Origin of the sequence: Thalassospira sp. CH_XMU1420-2 (assembly GCF_037029325.1) — a bacterium.
GTDB classification, from domain to species: Bacteria; Pseudomonadota; Alphaproteobacteria; order Rhodospirillales; family Thalassospiraceae; genus Thalassospira; species Thalassospira povalilytica.
This window is the reverse complement of record NZ_JAYMEG010000003.1, coordinates 601,956-620,831: the sequence shown is the minus strand read 5'-3', so window position 1 is coordinate 620,831 and position 18,876 is coordinate 601,956. Positions and strand designations below refer to the sequence as shown.

16 protein-coding genes and 1 tRNA gene are annotated in these 18,876 nt (G+C 53.4%); 5 read left to right on the top strand and 12 right to left on the bottom strand.

The annotated features are described in order from the left end of the window. The first annotated feature begins 4 nt into the window (after window positions 1–4). Complete coding sequence (locus WA429_RS12545; RefSeq protein ID WP_101246256.1) at window positions 5–670, top strand: response regulator transcription factor; 666 nt, start codon at window positions 5–7, stop codon at window positions 668–670. Further along, a complete protein-coding gene (locus WA429_RS12540) occupies window positions 667–2,067 on the top strand; it encodes a sensor histidine kinase (RefSeq protein WP_287465030.1) in 1,401 nt (466 codons plus the stop codon). The genes WA429_RS12545 and WA429_RS12540 overlap by 4 nt, the downstream gene beginning before the upstream one ends. A 242-nt stretch (window positions 2,068–2,309) precedes the next feature. On the opposite strand, the gene WA429_RS12535 is transcribed toward WA429_RS12540, so the two are convergent. The 9 genes from WA429_RS12535 to WA429_RS12495 form a co-directional block, all read right to left on the bottom strand. Then, window positions 2,310–3,083, bottom strand: coding sequence for an MBL fold metallo-hydrolase (locus WA429_RS12535; RefSeq protein ID WP_287465032.1), 774 nt, complete (start codon window positions 3,081–3,083; stop codon window positions 2,310–2,312). Beyond that, a complete protein-coding gene (locus WA429_RS12530; RefSeq protein ID WP_287465033.1) occupies window positions 3,080–3,898 on the bottom strand; it encodes a TatD family hydrolase in 819 nt (272 codons plus the stop codon). Before WA429_RS12530 ends, WA429_RS12535 begins: the two co-directional genes overlap by 4 nt. Next, entirely contained in the window at window positions 3,895–5,457 is a 1,563-nt protein-coding gene (gene metG / locus WA429_RS12525; RefSeq protein ID WP_287465035.1) for a methionine--tRNA ligase, read from the bottom strand. Before metG ends, WA429_RS12530 begins: the two co-directional genes overlap by 4 nt. Window positions 5,458–5,543: 86 nt before the next feature. Next, window positions 5,544–6,650 carry a DNA polymerase III subunit delta' gene (locus WA429_RS12520; RefSeq protein ID WP_287465036.1) on the bottom strand — a complete coding sequence of 369 codons (1,107 nt, stop codon included), beginning with the start codon at window positions 6,648–6,650 and terminating at the stop codon, window positions 5,544–5,546. A 6-nt stretch (window positions 6,651–6,656) separates the two neighbouring features. Continuing rightward, window positions 6,657–7,313, bottom strand: a complete 657-nt coding sequence (gene tmk / locus WA429_RS12515; RefSeq protein WP_228195486.1) for a dTMP kinase — start codon at window positions 7,311–7,313, stop codon at window positions 6,657–6,659. Further along, a complete protein-coding gene (locus WA429_RS12510) occupies window positions 7,310–8,404 on the bottom strand; it encodes a D-alanyl-D-alanine carboxypeptidase family protein (RefSeq protein WP_242512861.1) in 1,095 nt (364 codons plus the stop codon). The genes tmk and WA429_RS12510 overlap by 4 nt, the downstream gene beginning before the upstream one ends. A gap of 264 nt (window positions 8,405–8,668) precedes the next feature. After that, on the bottom strand, window positions 8,669–9,715 hold the full coding sequence (locus tag WA429_RS12505) for a septal ring lytic transglycosylase RlpA family protein (RefSeq protein ID WP_206927598.1): 1,047 nt from the start codon (window positions 9,713–9,715) through the stop codon (window positions 8,669–8,671). A gap of 73 nt (window positions 9,716–9,788) precedes the next feature. Beyond that, on the bottom strand, window positions 9,789–10,793 hold the full coding sequence (locus WA429_RS12500) for a lytic murein transglycosylase (protein WP_068519064.1): 1,005 nt from the start codon (window positions 10,791–10,793) through the stop codon (window positions 9,789–9,791). A 21-nt stretch (window positions 10,794–10,814) separates the two neighbouring features. Further along, window positions 10,815–11,639 carry a YdcF family protein gene (locus WA429_RS12495; protein WP_287465037.1) on the bottom strand — a complete coding sequence of 275 codons (825 nt, stop codon included), beginning with the start codon at window positions 11,637–11,639 and terminating at the stop codon, window positions 10,815–10,817. Window positions 11,640–11,801: 162 nt separating this feature from the next. Between WA429_RS12495 and WA429_RS12490 the strand changes: the two genes are divergently transcribed. After that, window positions 11,802–11,891: transfer RNA gene (locus WA429_RS12490), tRNA-Ser, on the top strand. A 222-nt stretch (window positions 11,892–12,113) separates the two neighbouring features. Here WA429_RS12490 and WA429_RS12485 read toward each other — a convergent pair. Beyond that, a complete protein-coding gene (locus WA429_RS12485; RefSeq protein ID WP_068519066.1) occupies window positions 12,114–12,338 on the bottom strand; it encodes a hypothetical protein in 225 nt (74 codons plus the stop codon). A gap of 339 nt (window positions 12,339–12,677) precedes the next feature. Between WA429_RS12485 and WA429_RS12480 the strand changes: the two genes are divergently transcribed. Then, on the top strand, window positions 12,678–13,016 hold the full coding sequence (locus WA429_RS12480; protein ID WP_286886083.1) for a zinc ribbon domain-containing protein YjdM: 339 nt from the start codon (window positions 12,678–12,680) through the stop codon (window positions 13,014–13,016). Between the two features lie 84 nt (window positions 13,017–13,100). Here the strand turns inward: WA429_RS12480 and WA429_RS12475 are convergent, their stop codons facing one another. Next, window positions 13,101–15,341, bottom strand: coding sequence for a TRAP transporter permease (locus tag WA429_RS12475; protein ID WP_206927596.1), 2,241 nt, complete (start codon window positions 15,339–15,341; stop codon window positions 13,101–13,103). Between the two features lie 113 nt (window positions 15,342–15,454). Further along, entirely contained in the window at window positions 15,455–16,429 is a 975-nt protein-coding gene (locus tag WA429_RS12470) for a TAXI family TRAP transporter solute-binding subunit (protein ID WP_206927595.1), read from the bottom strand. A gap of 297 nt (window positions 16,430–16,726) precedes the next feature. Between WA429_RS12470 and WA429_RS12465 the strand changes: the two genes are divergently transcribed. Continuing rightward, window positions 16,727–18,673, top strand: a complete 1,947-nt coding sequence (locus WA429_RS12465) for a methyl-accepting chemotaxis protein (RefSeq protein WP_287465039.1) — start codon at window positions 16,727–16,729, stop codon at window positions 18,671–18,673. Window positions 18,674–18,876 lie beyond the last annotated feature (203 nt).

Genomic DNA, 18,876 nt, shown 5'->3' with positions numbered 1-18,876 from the left:
AACAATGAGAGTCCTTGTCGTCGAAGATCACGCCGCACTGGCTGACGGGATTGCACAGTCTTTAAGGCAATCGGGTTATGCGGTTGATATCATTGCCGATGGCGAGGAAGCCGACGATATCCTGCGGACGCAGGAATACGGGCTTGTGGTGCTTGATCTCAACCTTCCGAAGCTCGACGGGCTTGAAATCCTGCGGCGGTTGCGTCATCGGGGGGCGGAAAGTGCTGTTTTGATCCTGACGGCGCGTGGCGATATCGAAGACCGGGTGAAGGGACTTGATCTTGGCGCCGACGATTATCTGGCCAAACCGTTTGAGCTTGTCGAGCTTGAAGCACGGGTGAGGGCGCTGATGCGCCGTCATGCGGGTACGCACAACACCCAGATCAAATGCGGCCAAGTGACTTTCGATACGGTTGCCCGCCGCGTCATGATTGACGGCAATGACGTCGATATTCCACGCCGCGAGCTCAATATCCTTGAAATCTTGCTGTTGCGGGTCGGTCATGTTCTGAGCAAGGAACAAATTGCAGACCAGTTGGCCGGATTTGAAGACGATATCAGTGCAAATGCGGTCGAACTTTATATCAGCCGGCTGCGCAAGCGTGTCGAAACAGCCGACGTCAAAATCCAGACGGTTCGCGGGCTTGGATATTTGTTGAAAAAGACATGAAATGGCGTAACGGATCTCTTAGACGCAGGCTTGTCATCTGGCTGCTGATACCGCTTTTGGTGATCAGTTCATTGATGTTGCTTGAAGTGCGCAGCAACGCTGTTAGGTCGACAAACCAGGCATTTGACAGGGCACTTTTAAGTTCTGCATTGGCCATTGCAGATCGCGTGGTCATGATCGGCGGGAAGATCGAGGTTGATGTTCCCTATGTCGCGCTTGAGATGCTGACAAGTGCGGCCGAAGACCGGGTATTTTATCAGGTAAGTACCGGGCAGGGCGAATTCATCACCGGATACGAAGACTTGCCCCCGGTGCCGGACCGTTTGCTGCCGCTGCGCGAAGAACCGGTATTTTATGATGCGGTCTATAATGGTGAACCGGTGCGCATTGGTGCATTGTCGCGATATGTTGCAAGTGTTCGAAAAGCAACGCGTTTTCAGGTTCTTGTGGCGGAAACAATGGGTACCAGAACCAGTCTGAGCGAGGATATTCTGGCCAGTGCTGCTGCACGTCAGATTGTGCTGATCATGCTTGCCGCAATCATTGTCTGGTTCGGGATCGGTCAGGGTCTTAAGCCGCTAACACGGCTTGAAGAAGCCTTGAACCGTCGCTCGCCAACCGATTTGCGACCCATCTTGCATGACGTTCCGACCGAAGTGCGACATCTTGTAGGAGCGATCAATCAGCTGTTCGGACGCCTTGAAAACAGCCTCAAGACCATGCAGCGCTTTACAGCGGATGCAGCCCACCAGCTGCGGACTCCCTTGGCGGCATTGCGAACCCAGGCAGAACTTGGCCAGCGGGAAGATGATCCGGAAAAAATGCGCCAAATCATGGAAACCATTGCGTCTTCAACCCGACAAACCTCACATCTGGCCAATCAGTTATTGGCGTCTGCACGTGCAGCACCCGAAGGCCTGGCCGGACGTCCGTTTGAAAAAATCGATCTCTGTGCCATCACACGTGCGGTGACCAGTGCAAAGGTTCCAGCTGCGATCGAAAACGGCATTGATCTTGGGTACGAGGGCCTGACAGAGCCGGTATTGATTATGGGTGACGCAACCCTGATTGAAGAACTTCTTAAAAACCTGGTGCATAACGCGCTGATCTATTGCCCGGATGGCAGTGCGGTGACAGTGCGTCTTGAAAATGATCGAAAACCGGGGTTCGTGTGGCTAAGCGTCGAGGACAATGGCCCGGGCATTCCGATTGAACATCACAAGGATGTTTTCAAACGGTTCTATCGGATGAGTGAATCCGGTCAGGAAGAGGGTTGCGGCCTTGGTCTGTCGATCGTCAAAGAAATTGCGGCACGTCACGACACCAAAGTGAAATTGACCCAGCCCGAACGCAACAGCGGGTGTGTGTTCAGCATTTCATTCAAACGCAGTTCGTAGCAGCGGGTGCATCTGTACGCAGGCATCAAATTGAATGCATTGCATGAGATAACAGAATGCAGTGAGTTGAAGGTATTATATATTTTTCCATAAACACCATTTAGAAATATTTGTCATAATATATATTATAGAACTTAATGATGCAGAGAATGTACGGTGTACGTCCCGTGGAATTCTTATTCCCCACCGACACTGAAATACACCTTGAAATACACCTTTTACAGGCTTCTGAGCCGTGATGATCAGTTCACCTCGATGACAAGCCCGTCATAAGCCGGTTCAACATGGTTCGGTGTGTCGGCCATCGCCTGTGCGTAATCGAACTGAATGCTCATATGGGTCATGTAGACCTTTTTGGGTTGGAATTCTTCAACCCAGCCCAGCAGCTTTTCAAGATGCGCATGCGTGTTGTGTGGTCGGTGGCGCAAACAATCGACGACCCACACATCAAGATCATAAAGATGTTGTTTGGATTGCTCGGGGAAATTCACGACATCCGTCGAATAGGCAAATTTCCCGATCTTGAAGCCAAGGGTTTCGCCATAGCCGTGATCCTGCGAGAAAACGGTTATCGGGACCCCTGCTGCGACCAACGGCCCTGTGATGACGTGCGGTATCAGGACCGGTTTGAAATAGAACTCAACCCCGTCAGGCAGTGGCGTAAAGACATAATTGAAGCGATGGTCGATATCAGAGATTGTTTCGGCCGAGGCATAGATATCTATTGGCCGGTTCATCGCCACATTGAGCCAGCGAACATCATCAATCCCGTGCACGTGATCGGCATGCGAATGCGTGAACAGAATGGCATCAAGATGATCAATGTTATGGCGGATCGCCTGTTCACGGAAATCCGGGGTGACATCGACAAGGATCTTTTTCCCGGCTTCTTCAATCAGGATCGAACTGCGCAAACGGCGGTTTTTCGGATTATTCGGGTCGCACTTTCCCCATCCAAGGCCAACGGATGGCACGCCATTTGATGATCCGCAGCCAAGGATGGTTATTTTGGTCACTGTGCCTCTTCTCCTGGCAGAAGAAGATTTTTGCGATTGGCCTTGGTGAAGAGTTTGAAGAAGTTGTCCGTGGTGACCCGGGTGATTTCTTCGAGGCTTACACCCTTGATTTCGGCGAGCTTTGCCGCTGTGTGGGCGACATAGCTTGGCTCGTTCGGTTTGCCACGTTTGGGCACAGGTGCCAGATACGGTGCGTCTGTTTCCACAAGCAACCGGTCCAAGGGCACATCTTCAAGGGCCGCGCGGATTTCCTTGGCGGAATTGAACGTAATGATGCCCGAGCAAGAGATATAAAACCCGATTTTCAAGGCCCGCTGCGCCAGTGTTGCCGAACTTGAAAAGCAATGGATCACCCCTGTAAAGGGCCCCTTTTCATATTCTTCTTCGAGAATATCCATCGTGTCATCATCCGCATCACGGGTGTGAACGATCAGAGGCAAACCGGTTTCACGGCATGCGGCAATGTGGGCGCGAAAGCTTTGTTGCTGGGCTTCACGCGGTGCATTGTCGTAAAAATAGTCAAGGCCACTTTCGCCGATGCCAATAATTTTGGGATCGGATGCCTTGGCCAGCAACGGTTCGGGGCTTGAAAGCCCCTCCTCGCCGGCTTCGTGCGGATGCACGCCAATCGTGCAATAGATATGATCGGATTTTTCGGCAATGGCGCGAACCTGATCAAAGGTCGTCAGTTTCACGCCGATGCTGACCATCATGCCAACGCCGGCATTTTTCGCCCGCGCGATGGTGCCCGAAAAATCTTCGGAAAACTGCGGATAATCCAGATGGCAGTGGCTGTCGACCAGGGCGACATTCATGCCTTCTCTCCTTCGTCTTCTTCTACAAAGCGCGGGAATACGCCAGCCGGTTTCGGGATTTCCGTTCCCGGAACAAGGGCATGATCCGGGCCAAGATTCTCGAACCCGCGCTGATCATCGGCCAGCACCAGCAAATCGAGAATTTTCGATGCGGAATCCGGCATGATCGGCTGAACCAGAATGCCAACATGGCGAATGACTTCGGCCAGAACATAAAGAACCGTTTCCATCCGTGCCGGATCGGTCTTTTTCAGGCCCCAGGGCGCCATTTCATCGACATAACGGTTGGCATCGCCCACAAGGCTCCAGATTGCTTCAAGGCCCTTGTTAAATGCCTGCTCATCAAACAGCGGCCGAACGGTGTCCAGCATCCCGTGTGCTTTGCCGAGGATTTCATTATCCGCATTGGTGAGCGCGCCCGGTGTCGGGATCGCGGCGTTGCAGTTTTTGTGGATCATCGACAGAACGCGCTGGCACATATTGCCAAGATCGTTTGCCAATTCGCTGTTCATGCGATTGACCATGGCGCGATGGGCAAAGTCACCATCATTGCCGAACGGAACTTCGCGCATCAGGAAATAGCGGGTCTGATCCAGACCGTATTTTTCAGTCAGGTCATAGGGATCAATGACATTGCCGATCGATTTGGAAATCTTCTGGCCTTCGTTGGTCCACCAGCCATGAGCAAAGACGCGCTTGGGTGGTGTGATGCCGGCGGCAAGCAGGAAGGCCGGCCAGTAAACTGCATGGAAGCGCAGAATATCCTTGCCAACCATGTGAAGGTCAGCCGGCCAGTATTTTTCAAGTTTGGCCGGATCTGCATCCGGATAACCGATCGCCGTCAGATAGTTGGTCAGCGCGTCAAGCCAGACATACATGACATGGTCTTCGTCACCCGGAACAGGCACACCCCATTTGAAGCTGGTGCGCGATACCGAAAGGTCATGCATTCCGCCTTTGACAAAGCTGATGACTTCGTTGCGGCGTGACTGCGGTGCGATGAAATCCGGGTTCTGTTCATAGAACTCAAGCAGACGATCACCCCATGCCGACAGCTTGAAGAAATAGCTGGGTTCAGACACCCATTCGACCGGGGCCCCGGTCGGCGCCAGTTTCTCGCCATCCTTGGTGATCAGTTCTTTTTCAGCATAAAAGGCCTCGTCGCGAACCGAATACCAGCCATCATAGGAGCCAAGATAAATCTCGCCCTTTTCAAGCAACGTATTCCAAAGCGCCTGACAGGCCTTTTTGTGGCGTTCTTCGGTCGTCCGAATGAAATCATCATTCGAATAGTTCATATGCACGGCCAGATCGCGGAAGTTCTGCGATACCTGGTCGGTAAAGGTTTGCGGGTCGATACCCTTGGCCGCGGCCGACTTGTCGACTTTCTGACCATGTTCGTCCGTGCCCGTCAGGAACATCACGTCATACCCGTCCAGGCGCTTGAAGCGTGCCAGAACGTCACAGGCAAGCGTCGTATAGGCATGGCCAATATGGGGCTTGTCATTGACGTAATAGATCGGGGTCGTGATGTAATAGGGCTGTTTGTGCCCGGTCATGGTCGCAAATCCTTCGCGCAAGTCGTGAAACAAAACGGCCCGAAATGGGCCGTGATGGTCAAAATTTCGGTTACTGGGCAGTGATGTCAGGTTCGCATGGTTTCTTCAAGCATGAAGAATGCATTCAGCAAGGCTTGCTTGCGATCAAGATGCAAACCGCGGGTCGCGCCCATCAATTCGTTGATCTTTTCCCATACCTCCAGCCATTGATCAAGCGGTTGCGCAGCGGCCATGCGTTGCATGGCTGGCAATTCGCCCTCGACCACTTCGCGTGGCGGCTGTCCGGTTGCGGCAAACCGGATCATTCGGGCCAGCCACCAATGCAGAAGTTCGGTCACGGTGGCAAAGGCCGCGTCCTTGTCTGCCGGGGAAAAGCGTTCGGCAAATTTGTGCTGGGCCGCAACATCGGCATTTGGCAAAGATGCGATCAGATTGACCATCTCGGTATATAGCTCAAGCCCGCCGACTTCATGCAGTTGAAGGGCACGGCCAATGCTGCCTTCGGCCAGACCCGACAGCGCATCACGATCGCCAAGATCCATTTCAGGACAATAGCGGCCCAAAAGATCGACAACCTGATGGTCCTCAAGCGCGCCAAGGTTCAATCGACGGCAACGTGAACGGATGGTTGGCAGCAAACGGCCCGGATGATGGGCAATAAGGATCATCATCGCGTTTGCCGGCGGTTCTTCGAGAACCTTCAGAATGGCGTTTGCTGCGTTACGGTTCAGCTCGTCAGCCGCATCGACGATCACGATCCGCCAGCCGCCCTCGGCCGAGGTTTTGGACATGAAATTGCCAACAGTGCGCACATTGGCGACGGTAATTTCGCCCTGAAGCCGTTTTTTCTTCTCGTCATACTGGCGCTCGATAACCTTGAGGTCACCATGCCCGCCACCTGCAATCCGTCGTGCGACCGGATCTTCGGGATCAACGTAAAGTCCATCTGGCTGATCACCAAACAGGCCTGCCCCGCCGATCCCGCCACCAGACAGGATAAAACGCGCCATGCGATAGGCCAGTGTTGCCTTGCCAACGCCACGCGGACCACACAATAGCCACGCGTGATGCATCCGTTTGCTATTCCAGGCATCAAGAATTGTTTTCTCGGCCTCTTCGTGGCCAAGAAGCGCCTCATTACGGCGCGGTTCAAACGGATTGTTGTCTTCTTGAAGGTCGTCGTTACGGGCCATCCGGATTTATGCCCCCTGCCCGACAATACGGTTCTTGACCGTTTCAATGACACGTGCGGTTACGTCATCAATATCGCCCTGGGCATCAACAACGCAGCAACGTTCCGGTTCTGCGGCCGCGATTTCACGGAAACCGTCACGCAGACGCTGGTGAAATTCCAGTCCCATCCGTTCAAACCGGTCTTCGGCGGCGCTGACATTGGCAAAACGTGCACCAGCGCGCTCCAGTCCTATTTCGATCGGCAGATCAAAAATCAGGGTGATATCGGGTTTGAAACCATCGATGGCAAGTTGCCAAAGATTTCTGATGTAATCAGCCCCGAGCCCGTGGCCATATCCCTGATAGGCAACGGATGAGTCGGCAAAGCGGTCGCAAAGCACAACTTTGCCTTCGGCAAGGGCCGGACGGATCGTGCGTTCGACATGGTCCCGGCGCGATGCAAACATCAAAAGTGCTTCGGTGACCGCATCCCATCGCCCAGGATCGCCCGTCAGCAGAAGCGTGCGGATTTCCTCTGCGCCGGGCGAACCGCCAGGTTCGCGGGTGACAACGACGTCACGCCCCTGATTGCGGAACCATTTCTCAAGGCATCTGATCTGTGTCGATTTTCCGCTGCCTTCCCCGCCTTCAAAGCTGATGAACAAGCCGGGCTTCACACTCACCCGTTTGCCCCCCACAGAAGATATTTGATGGCGGCACCGATACGGCCGACAAAGCCGAGGCGCCCGACATCATGGGCCGCATAAAGCGGGAATTCTTTGGCTTCCTGATCAGGAACTTCCACCTTCAGGGTCGCGATCTGATCGCCTTTGGCAATCGGGGCCGGAATCGGACCGTCATAGACGACAGACACTTTCATATCACGGCTAGCACTGCGCGGGAGTGTCAGGAGAATGTCCTGATCTGCGACCAGATCAACCTTTGTTTCGGCGCCAAGCCAGACATTGGCGGAACTGACCGTTTCATCCTTGGAAAACAGGTCGTAATTGTCGAATTCGCGGAAACCCCAATCGAGAAGTTTCTGTGATTCCGTACGGCGTTCCCGAACCGAGTTCAGGCCATTGACAACAATGATCAAGCGACGGCCATCACGTTCGGCCGACGCGGTAAGGCCATAGCCGGCAGACTCCGTATGCCCGGTTTTAAGGCCGTCGACACCTGCACTGGTCCCCAAAAGCGGGTTGCGGTTGGGCTGACGGATGCCGTTGTAGGTGAATTCCTTGACGGAATAGAGTTCATAAAGATCAGGGAAATTACGAATGGTATCGCGGGCCAGGATCGCAAGATCATGCACAGTGACAAGGTGACCTTCGGCAGGCCAACCGGTGGCATTCTTGAACACCGATTTGGTCATGCCGATATTGCGCGCTTCCTGGGTCATTTCCTCGGCAAAGGCTTCTTCGGTGCCGGCGAGGCCTTCGGCTACCACAATCGCGGCATCATTGCCGGACTGAACGATAATTCCGTGCAGAAGGTCGGAAACTGAAACGTCGGAATTGACCTCGACGAACATTTTGGATCCGCCCTTGCGCCATGCCTTTTCACTGACATGGAAGGTGTCATCCATCGATACACTTCCGTCCTTGATATGCTTGAACAGCATATGGACAGTCATCATCTTGGTCATGGATGCCGGTTCGGTCAGTGTGTCCCCTTCCTTGTTCAGAAGGACAGCACCGGTGTCGAAATCCATAATGTAGGCTTCACGCGCGCTGGTCTCGATCGCCTGTGCACTGGTCATCGACATTGCCATGACGGACCCCAATATTGCGGCCCCGGCCACTACCCGGTTCAGACTGTTTTTGAACGGAATTGGCGGCATCAAAGTCATAGCGTCCTAACCCTGTATAATAAAATCTGTTCCCGCCGGTCTTTCGGCGTGTTCATTCTGTTGCTTATGTCGCAAATCCGGCAAAATTGTGCAACAGCAAGCCGGTATGCTCATAAAACAAAAGACTTCATCAGAAAACCGTGCGCATGACAGCAATCAAAGCGGTAGCACAGCGGATTTCTGCAATCAACATCCCGACTTGGCAGCCCCACCGTCAGCGCATTCAACGACCACTTTGGCGCCGTTCTGGCCGGTTGCAATCACCCGTTCGAGTAAAATGTCAGCTTCGGGCACCGTGTTTAACGGTCCAAGACGTACCCGGTAAAAGGTCGTGCCTTTGACTTCAATCGGTTCAATCTTGCTTGGTGCAAGATCATAAAGACGGTTCCGAAGGTTCAAGGCATTGTCATAAACTGAAAATGCACCGGCCTGAACATAGATTGACGAATTGGCAACAGGCGCAACATTGACAACTGCGGCCTCTTCAACCGTTCCTTCCAGCGGGGATGACGATACGCTTGGTTCGGACGATGGCGGCGTCAGTTTGATCCGGGACGTTGTCGGCTGTCCGCTGTCAGTAATCGGACCATCATCAAGACGTACGGTTTCGACAACATCACGCGGTGCGGCCGATACGGTGTTCTGTTCGGCAACGGTGACCGCCGGTGCTGCTTTGCCCTGCGCGATTGCGGCGATCTGTCGGCTTTCGCTTTCGATCACCTCGACCATCACCTTGGCCGTGCCCTTTTTCTCGAAACCGAGCAACTGGGCCGCGCGGCGCGACATATCAATGATGCGGCCATGTGCAAACGGCCCGCGGTCATTGATGCGAACCTTAAGCGATTTGCCGTTTTCAAGGTTGGTTACACGAACAATGCTTGGCAGTGGCAAGGTACGGTGGGCCGCCGATATTTCGTACTGATCAAAAACTTCGCCATTGGCTGTCCGTTTGCCGTGGAATTTGGGGCCGTACCAGGATGCGATACCGGTTTCGCTATATTCGTAATCAACGGCGGGGTAATACCACTGACCGGCAATTTCATAGGGATTGCCGATCTTGTAGCTTCCGACCTGAACCGGTTGTGTTTGTCCGCCGCCCAGACGTTTGACACCGTGAACGGCCAACTGGGTTTCGGCACAACCTGCCAGTAACATACCAAGTGCAACCACGGACAGTCCGAGGCGGCTTTTTGTCCGCAGGCGTGCGAATGCACTTTTTCTTGGTGATGGCATCAAGGTGTCCCCGCTTAAAGATGCTCTGTATCTGTCGGTGACGGGATTTTCCCGTCACCTGGACATTCAATGGTTACTGCCCCGCAATCGCGTCTGCCAACGTACCGACAGCAATCGCGAAATAGGTCGAACGGTTCCAATGCATGATGGTGTGGAAATTGTTATAAACCATATATGCCGGACCTTCACCGTCATTTACGGTAACAATTGATGCATCCATGTCGGCCTTTGGCAGATCCGCACCATTAGGCATGCGTACACCGGCTTTCTGCCATTCGGCGATTGGTTTGCGAATGTCGCGGCCAACCAGTGACTTGTCGAAATCTTTCGGGATGCTGACCTTGCGTCCCCAACGCTCGTCACCCTTCCAGCCAACGGTCGAAAGATAGTTTGCAGCCGACGCAAAGACATCTTCCTTTGCCCCCCACAAATCAATCTTGCCATCGCCATTTCCATCACGTGCATAGTTCAGGAATGTGGAAGGCATGAATTGCGCCTGCCCCATTGCACCGGCCCACGACCCTGACATGTTTTCAGGTGCTATATGCCCAGCATCAATAATGGTCAGGGCATTCATCAATTCCTTGCGGAAATATTCCGCCCGACGGCCCTCAAAGGCAAGGGTCGCAAGTGAATCAACCACGGAATACCCGCCGGTATGGCGGCCAAATCCGGTCTCAATTCCCCAAAAAGCCGTAAGATACTGACCCGGGACACCATATTTTTTTGCCGCGGCATCAATCACGGCGCGGTTTTCGGCGTATTTCCGACGTCCCTCATCAATACGGGACTGTGGCACCACGCGCTGGATATATTGTTCAAACGTCAGTTTGAATTCCGGCTGGCTGCGGTCATATTCGATGACTTTGGGGATCGGCTTGGTGTTGGCAAAGGCGACATCGAGTGTCGGCTGTGAAATGCCTTTGGCTGCTGCTTCTTTTTTGAAGTCAACAAGCCATTCATCAAACCCCTCTGTGGTAAATTCTGGAAGTTTTTCATCGGTCTGTGCGAAGGCAGGTGAATGCGCAGCCAAAACAGTCAACACCGAGGCGGCAGTCAGCAATTTCCAGAATTTCATCAAAAGGCCTCATCCAGGATTTTAGTTGTCAGGGGCGACCGGCATCGGGCCGGGGAACCACTCATTCGTTCGCCCGGTCAGGTAATAGGCGGTCAAACCTACCCATTCACGCAAACCACGACTTAGAGATTTGATACCGCCTGAGACGTTAAGACTTGCTAAATGGATGTCGTCTGAGGTCAATCTGCCGACCGGATACGGAATTACAGTCCATCCAACCTGTCGAAAAACACCAACCGCGCGCGGCATATGATCGGCCGAAGTGATTAAAAGCCAAGGTTTTTGTGCCAGTTCCGGCCAGTTGCCATACACAACCTTGTGGGAGTTTAGCGCATTCTCATATGTGTTGCGTGCTTCGGTCTCGAAATGCATGTTCGGCGTCAGAAGCTTCGAATCGTAAAGCCAGTCGCGAAGAACATTGGCCTCGCTGAAACCCCGATCGTTCAAAACACCATCGCCCCCGGTGAATATTACGGGTTTATCGGGGTATTTGTTTGCAACGCGCAGCATTGTAAAGACCCGGTCCGGGGCACTGAGAAACTGCACGTCGCCACGCTGAAGGAAGCCGTTTGCATCGATACTGCCTGACAGTGTGATGACGCCTGCAAATTCGGTTTTGTCCAGATCAGGCTTTTCGAACCGTGTTTCGAGCGTCCGGGACAAAAACGCACCGAGCGGAAATACTGTAATCAACAGTGATAAAACGGTCACGACAACCAGGCCGGCAAGCGCAAAGCGCCGCGTTCGGCGCAGGCAAATCAATGCGGTCAGCGCCAACAAGACAACCCCATGGACCAGCCCGATATTGACGATATAGCCCACTGTTTTTGACAGAAAATAGAACACGTGAATTCAATCCGACTGGTTATTCGCCCTGTGGTTGCTGGTACCTTACTGAAAACAAATTATTTCGTCAGCATTCGATGCAATATCGGATTGACCTATTGACAGGGCAGCGCACCCAATTTATTGAAAGCGCCCAGAGCGAGATGCTCCGACCATTTTTGCGGAGAGGTGGCAGAGTGGTTGAATGCAACGGTCTTGAAAACCGTCGTGCCTTTACGGGTACCGTGGGTTCGAATCCCACCCTCTCCGCCATTTCCCAAGTCGTTGATTACGTTGTAAATTGCCGCGGACTGTTGCGAATTGTGAACCAAAACTGGTTTCCGATTTAGCATTCAGCTTGGCTTGTGCATATCTTCCTCGCGCGGTCGCGGACATTGTTTTATCCGCCCGGAATCCGTTTGCTTTCTGGGCCAATTGCCATGATGAAGGCATGGCAGGCATCCCATACGGTGTGATGCATTTCGGTTGTCGTGATCAGTAACTTAATTCCAGGCCGAGCATGCGGCTCAGCAATATGGCGACAAGTCCGACTGCGATCAATGCAACCAGGAAAATAGCGACCATCTTGGCCCCAGAGCGTATCAGGGCGCGGGTCTCGCCCTTTTCTCCCTGGTCGTAATGCCATTTGATGGAAAAGAACATGGCGGTGCATAACGCGACAATCTTGAACGTGCCGAAGATTATTGGGACCCAATCCATTTTTTTCACTCATATCTGCATCAGCTGTGTGCGTTATGGCCGTGTTTTCGCCAAACGCACACTTCATATTCTGCAACCCAGACATGTATCAGCGGGCGGGAATTGCACTGGCCCATAAGGCGGTTACCTTGCGGATACGGACGCCTGCGACTGCCGCGGCAACTTATATCCAAATACGCGCCGGTAAATGACAATTGTCGATTTCGCCGGGATTTCGGGGTTTTAAGCCATAGAATGCGGACTGCACGGATATTGTTTATCTTGACGCGGTCGTCACTGTTCTGCGAACTGTAGCCTCCTTTCGCAAGATTTTGAAACCGTCCTAATGAAAGTCCGCCAATGAGCGCGTTACCGCCCTGCCCCAAATGCCAATCGCCCTATGCCTATGAGGATGGCGAGCTCCTGATTTGTCCGGAATGTGCACATGAATGGTCTGCATCAGCCGATACTTCATCCGAGACAACTGTCAGGGATGCCAACGGAACGCCGCTTTCTGATGGTGATACGGTAAGCGTTATCAAGGACCTGAAAGTCAAAGGGTCATCGGCCGTTGTCAAGGTTGGTACCAAGGTCAAAGGCATTCGCCTGGTCGACGGTGATCACGATATTGATTGCAAAATTCCCGGGATTGGTCAGATGGGACTGAAATCCGAATTTGTGAAAAAAGTATCGGACTGATTTCCCAAGTCCTGTATTTCAGAAAAGAAAAAGCGCACCGTTTCCGGTGCGCTTTTGTCGTTTAAATTTGGTGTTGGGCGGTGCTTAGTCCGCACTACCGGTACGGAAAGTCGCACCGGCTTTTGGTTTGATCACGCGCTGAACAAACCAGATCACCGCAGCCATCCCGACACCGATAAGATCGGTAACAAGACCGCCGGAAATCATGAACAACGCTGCAATGATCAGGGCAATACGCAAGAACCAGACCGCGTTGCGGCCAAGGAACCAGCCCTGAACACCCGCAGACAGCAGGAATACGCCGACAACGGCCGTAACCAGCGCCTGCCCGATCTGAAGGTATGTGCCCTCCATCAGGATCGCAGCGTTATAGAAGAACATGAACGGCACGATAAAGGCCGCGATGCCGATTTTGAATGACGCCACCGATGTTTCCATCGGATTGGCTCCTGAAATCCCGGCCGCGGCATAGGATGCCAACGCAACTGGCGGCGTGATTGCCGAAACCACAGCAAAGTAGAACACGAAGAAATGAGCGGTAAGTGGTTCAATTCCAAGCTCAATCAGGCCCGGTGCAACAACGGATGCCGCCACGGCGTAGGCAGCGGTTGTTGGCATGCCCATGCCAAGAAGAATGGCAATCAGCATGGCAAATACCAGTGCCAGAAGCTGGGATGCTTCTGCCAGACCAAGCAACAGGTTCGAGAACCGCGCACCAACACCGGTCAAGGCGATAACGCCAACAATGATCCCGGCACAGGCACAAACAGCAATGATCTGAATTGACATGCCACCGGCCAGCTCAAAGGCCTTGGCAACGGCGCGAACACCGACCCGGTTTGGTGTCAGCCAACTGACCACGACGGCCGCAACCGTCGCCAGCGTACCGGCACGAATAACCGAATATCCAAGGAACAACGCAATGATCAATATGATGATCGGCAGGAACAGGTAGACCTGTTTGACCATCGTGTTGAAGCGCGGCAGTTCTTCTTCCTTCATGCCGCGCATGCCGAGTTTAGCGGCTTCGAAATCGACCATGAAATAGATCGACACAAAATAAAGGATCGCAGGAATAACCGCGGCAATCGCAATATCGGTATATGGAATACCGGTAATCTCGGCCATGATGAAGGCGCCCGCCCCCATGATGGGTGGCATGATCTGGCCACCAGTCGATGCTGCGGCCTCAATCGCGCCGGCGGTTTTCTTGTGATAGCCGACCTTTTTCATCAACGGGATGGTCAAGGAACCGGTTGCCACAACGTTACCGGCCGATGTGCCATTGATCATGCCCATCAAACCGGATGCAAAAATCGCAACCTTGGCCGGGCCACCCCGCGCCCGTCCGGCGACCGAAAAGGCAAAGTTCACAAAATAGTCGCCAACTTTGGATGCCTGAAGAAAGGCTGCGAAGATGATGAACAGGATGATGTAAGTCGAAGAAACGGCCGTCGTCGGTCCGAGAATTCCGGCATCGGTATAGACCTGGCTAAAGAAGCGCTGCCAGGTGATTGCCGGTGATTGCAGGAAGCCCGGCAGGAATTCACCGACAAAGACGTACACGAGGAAGATCGTTGCGATGATCACAAGCGCAAGCCCGGCGACACGACGGGTCAATTCCATAATCAGCAATGTTCCGGAAATCGCAGCAATCGAAATTCCGATTGGCGCAAACGGCGTTCCGGTCGAGTTGCGCATCAAGGTGCCATAAATCGTAATCAGATAGATGGCGACTGCAAGCCCGCATACCGTAAGGACAAAGTCCGGCGGCGAATAACGGTTTCTGGTGGTTTTGTGGAACCAGGACAAAACGATACCGCCGACTGTCGCAGCCATAAGCGGCGCGCCAAAGACCCAGGTTTCATTGAACTTGATGCGCGCATCAATGCCGTTCCACATCACGCCATTGTTGATTTCAAAGGCGAAACTGATTGCGGTTCCCACGGCAACAAAGGCCGGAACCAGCAGAATGTAGGACAGATAACCCAAAAGCGGCGTCTGGCCGGTCGGGGCATCCGCAAATTTGTTGGCCGAATACCAAAGGAAACCAAGTGCCAGCGCACCGGCAACGTGAACAATTCGGAAGTTCCAGGTTTCGAGCGGAAAATCAGGCAGAAACGCAAGATTAACCAAACCACCGGTCATGCCCGACAGCGACACGCCATTAAGTGCCAGCATGTGAAACGCGGCATAAATCGCAGCAGCAATCGTAATGAAAGTAAGGCCGCGCCCTTCAAAAAGGCGTCGGTTTTGTTCAACCGGTTCCTCGTCAACGCCATCGGCGATGAGATGGTCGTCATCAGGTTTGTTGGGTTCGGTCATAAGGTTTCCCCGCACTCTTTGGTCATTTGTTTTTGGCAAGCTTCTTTACGGCGATTGAGCAAAGGCGGGTCACCATTGCGATGACCCGCCTTGCGATATCAGATCGGGCTGACTTAGTGGATCATGTCAGCCGGGATGGATGCGCCATGTTCATTGAACCATTTGGCGGCACCCGGGTGCCATTTCATGACTTTGTTCTTGTTCCAGTTTTCCGGAACCGTCGAACGGGCCGCACGGTGGATCGAAACCATGCGGGCATTGTCCGACATCACAACGTCGGTTGCGGCATAGACGAAGCTTTCAGGAAGATCGCAGTTGGCAATCGCAAAGTTCCACATCGAAACCGAACGTGCCGGTGCGGTCAAAGTGGTGTAGGTGTCAGCTGCGATGTCGAACTCGGATACCGGGAAGGCATCCATGATCTGTTTCTGTTCTGCTTCGGTGAACTCGATGATGTTCACTTTGGTCTGGACTTCCAGCTGGCTGACAGCCGGAACCGGGACGCCGGCGGCGAATGCGATAACGTCAAGCAGGCCATCCTGAAGCTGACCACCAAGATCAGACCAGCCGCCGTTACGGCGTTCGAATTTCACGCCGAGTTCTTCAAGCATCCGCGGGAAATAGGTGTCGGATGTCGACCCGGCCGGGCCGAAACCGATTTTCGCACCTTCCGGAATGTCGGCAACCGATGCGATGCCCGACGATGCCAATGCGGTGATCGAGAACGGCGTCTGATACATCGGGAACATTGCGCAAGCGTTGGTCATCTGGACGCCCGGTGCAATCGGGTTGGTCCCGGCCAGCGATTCTGCAGCCGGTCCCATCGTGGTCATGCCAAATGCGGCTTCACCAGTATGGACCAGGGCCATGTTCTGCATCGGACCACCGGTGACTTCACCACCACCGGAAATGCCGAGTTCTTCAGCGACAAGGTTTGCCCAACCCGAACCATAGGCAAAGTATGTTCCGCCCTGAGAAGCGGTGCCAACGGTAAAGCTATCAGGCCAACCGGTGCGATCCTGCGCGACAGCAGCAGTGCTCCCAAACGCAAACGCGACCGCCATCCCTGCAATTAATGCGCGTTTCATCTATTTCCTCCGTTTATCGGTACTTATGTGACGTTGCCCCCAAGACAGTTCCACATATGGGGAAACCAAAGGTTGAAGGCAATGTGATCTATAATCAATAACTAAAACAAGGCACTTGGAAAGTGATGTTGGTCTCAGAACTTATGCGACTTTCGTTGAATGGTTCTATTGCGTGCATTTGACGCCACTAAAACACGTTATTCTGATTTAAATTTAAAGACCGCGCTACAAACGCTTGTAATGGCATGAAGACGTTACAACGTCTCTAGAAACCATGGTGTCTCGGAGGGCGGCGCAGTGTCATTGAATATCGGCAGTAGAATCTTGCTTGCAGCGGCGATGATTGTTGTTGCGACGTTTGTTGCCTTTATCCTGTATTTTGATTACCAGCAGCGAACGTCGATCCAGAGCGCGTTGCAGTCAAAATTGACCGAAAGCGGATCGCTTGCGACGGCGGGGATTGCCAACTGGCTTGATGGCCGTCGTCTTCTGGTCGAAAGCCTTGCCAACAACATCGCACGGGACAGCTCGCCCGAAGCCGTACGCGAAGTGGCCAGCGGCCAGGCGCTTGCTGAGTCGTTTATTTATGCCTATTTCGGCAGCGCCGATGGCGTAATGACAATGAACCCGCCAGACGAGCTGCCGCCCGATTACGATCCGCGCAAACGCCCATGGTATGGTGATGCGGTGGCAATCGGTGACAGTACCCTTACCGAACCCTACACCGATGCCTCAACCGGGCAGCTTATTGTTACGGCAACAACCCCGGTATTTGACGGTTCGAAACTGCTTGGCGTGGTGGGTGGTGATATCAACATCTCCATTCTTGGCGAACTGGTTCGCAGTATTGATTTGGGCGGGATCGGATACGGGTTCCTTGTCAATGATCAGGGCACCGTCCTGATCCACCCCAATGCAGATTTCACGCTTAAACCGATTGCCGAAGTTTTCCCGGAAAACACCCCGACCGTCGAAGAAGGCATGCAAAGCGTTCTTGAAGGAAGTGGTCCGCAATTGTTTACCTTCTTCAAGGTTGACGGGTTGCCTTCTGTGAACTGGTATCTTGGCTTTGCCCTTGATCGGGATGCGGCATATGCATCACTGACCGAGTTTCGCTATACCGCCATAATCACCGCGATCATTGCCGTACTGGCGATCATGGGGCTGATGGGTGTTCTGGTACGCACCTGGGTTTCGCGTCCGGTGCTAAGCATGACATCCGCCATGACCCGCCTGGCCAAGGGGGAAAAGGATGTCGATGTACCCGGAACGGAGCTGAAAGATGAAATCGGGGCGATGGCGGCCGCGGTCCTTGTGTTTAAAAACAATGCGGCCGAGGTCGAACGCCTCGCACATGAAAACGAACAGGCCACACAGCGGGCTGCGCTGGAACGCAAACGTGCACTCGATCAGATGGCCGACAATTTCGAAAAAAGTGTGCTTTCGATCGTTGAAACGGTTGCCGATGCGGCTGAACGAACCCAATCGGTAGCAACCCAGCTTTCAGCCAATGCCGAAGAATCCACCAGCCGTGCTGCCGCGGTTTCAAATGCAGCAAATATCACGACCGAAAACGTTCAGGCCGTTGCCTCTGCGACAGAGGAACTGTCAGCAGCCATTCGTGAAATCGGCGCGCAGGTGACCCAATCGATTGATGTTGCAACCGAGGCCGTGAATGGTATCAACAATACCACGGCAACCGTCACAGAACTGGCAGAGGCCGCCGAACGCATCGGTCAGGTTGTCGGGCTTATTCAGGACATTGCTGGACAAACCAACCTTCTTGCTCTGAACGCAACGATCGAAGCCGCACGTGCTGGTGACGCGGGTAAAGGCTTTGCCGTGGTCGCCGGCGAGGTCAAGTCACTGGCCAATCAGACAGACAAGGCAACGGGCGACATTCAAACCCAGATTGACGGCATTCAGGGATCGTCTAACCGCTCGGTGACAGAAATCGGGTCAATTTCCACGACGATTGAAAGGATCAACGAGTTCTGCAATGCCATTGCAGCCGCTGTTGAGCAACAAGGTGCAGCAACCCGTGAAATCGCCGACAGTGTCCAGCGGGCGGCATCGGGTACACAGGAAGTTTCGCAAAACGTTTCAGCGGTATCGGATGCATCCAATATGGTCAGCACAGAGGCCAACTCCCTTCTGACATCATCGCGCGAGATGCGTGAGCTGGCCCAGCGGCTTCGCGAGGAGGTCCTTGGCTTCCTGAAATCTGTTCGGGAAAACAAATAGGATCCGGACAGAAGTCCCCTGCCCGTGCATCAAATTGACGCCATCGTTCCTGATCGAGAACGGTGGCGTTTTTTGTGTGATCCGGTTGCCGTTCCTTGGGATTTTGTCGGGATACATCCCAAGAGTCTGGTGCAGGTGGACAAATGGTAAAATCGAACGTGGTGTTTTGTTGCGTGAAATGCGGGTGCAGCGCACGATGTTTG

What these genes read in the sequence shown, in the direction of transcription:
- WA429_RS12545 (WP_101246256.1), top strand. Translation starts at nt 5, where the DNA reads ATGAGAGTCCTTGTCGTCGAAGATCACGCCGCACTGGCTGACGGGATT.
- WA429_RS12540 (WP_287465030.1), top strand. Translation starts at nt 667, where the DNA reads ATGAAATGGCGTAACGGATCTCTTAGACGCAGGCTTGTCATCTGGCTG.
- WA429_RS12530 (WP_287465033.1), bottom strand. Translation starts at nt 3,898, where the DNA reads ATGAATGTCGCCCTGGTCGACAGCCACTGCCATCTGGATTATCCGCAG.
- metG (WP_287465035.1), bottom strand. Translation starts at nt 5,457, where the DNA reads ATGACCGGGCACAAACAGCCCTATTACATCACGACCCCGATCTATTAC.
- WA429_RS12520 (WP_287465036.1), bottom strand. Translation starts at nt 6,650, where the DNA reads ATGGCCCGTAACGACGACCTTCAAGAAGACAACAATCCGTTTGAACCG.
- WA429_RS12510 (WP_242512861.1), bottom strand. Translation starts at nt 8,404, where the DNA reads ATGGCAATGTCGATGACCAGTGCACAGGCGATCGAGACCAGCGCGCGT.
- WA429_RS12505 (WP_206927598.1), bottom strand. Translation starts at nt 9,715, where the DNA reads ATGCCATCACCAAGAAAAAGTGCATTCGCACGCCTGCGGACAAAAAGC.
- WA429_RS12500 (WP_068519064.1), bottom strand. Translation starts at nt 10,793, where the DNA reads ATGAAATTCTGGAAATTGCTGACTGCCGCCTCGGTGTTGACTGTTTTG.
- WA429_RS12485 (WP_068519066.1), bottom strand. Translation starts at nt 12,338, where the DNA reads ATGGATTGGGTCCCAATAATCTTCGGCACGTTCAAGATTGTCGCGTTA.
- WA429_RS12480 (WP_286886083.1), top strand. Translation starts at nt 12,678, where the DNA reads ATGAGCGCGTTACCGCCCTGCCCCAAATGCCAATCGCCCTATGCCTAT.
- WA429_RS12475 (WP_206927596.1), bottom strand. Translation starts at nt 15,341, where the DNA reads ATGACCGAACCCAACAAACCTGATGACGACCATCTCATCGCCGATGGC.
- WA429_RS12470 (WP_206927595.1), bottom strand. Translation starts at nt 16,429, where the DNA reads ATGAAACGCGCATTAATTGCAGGGATGGCGGTCGCGTTTGCGTTTGGG.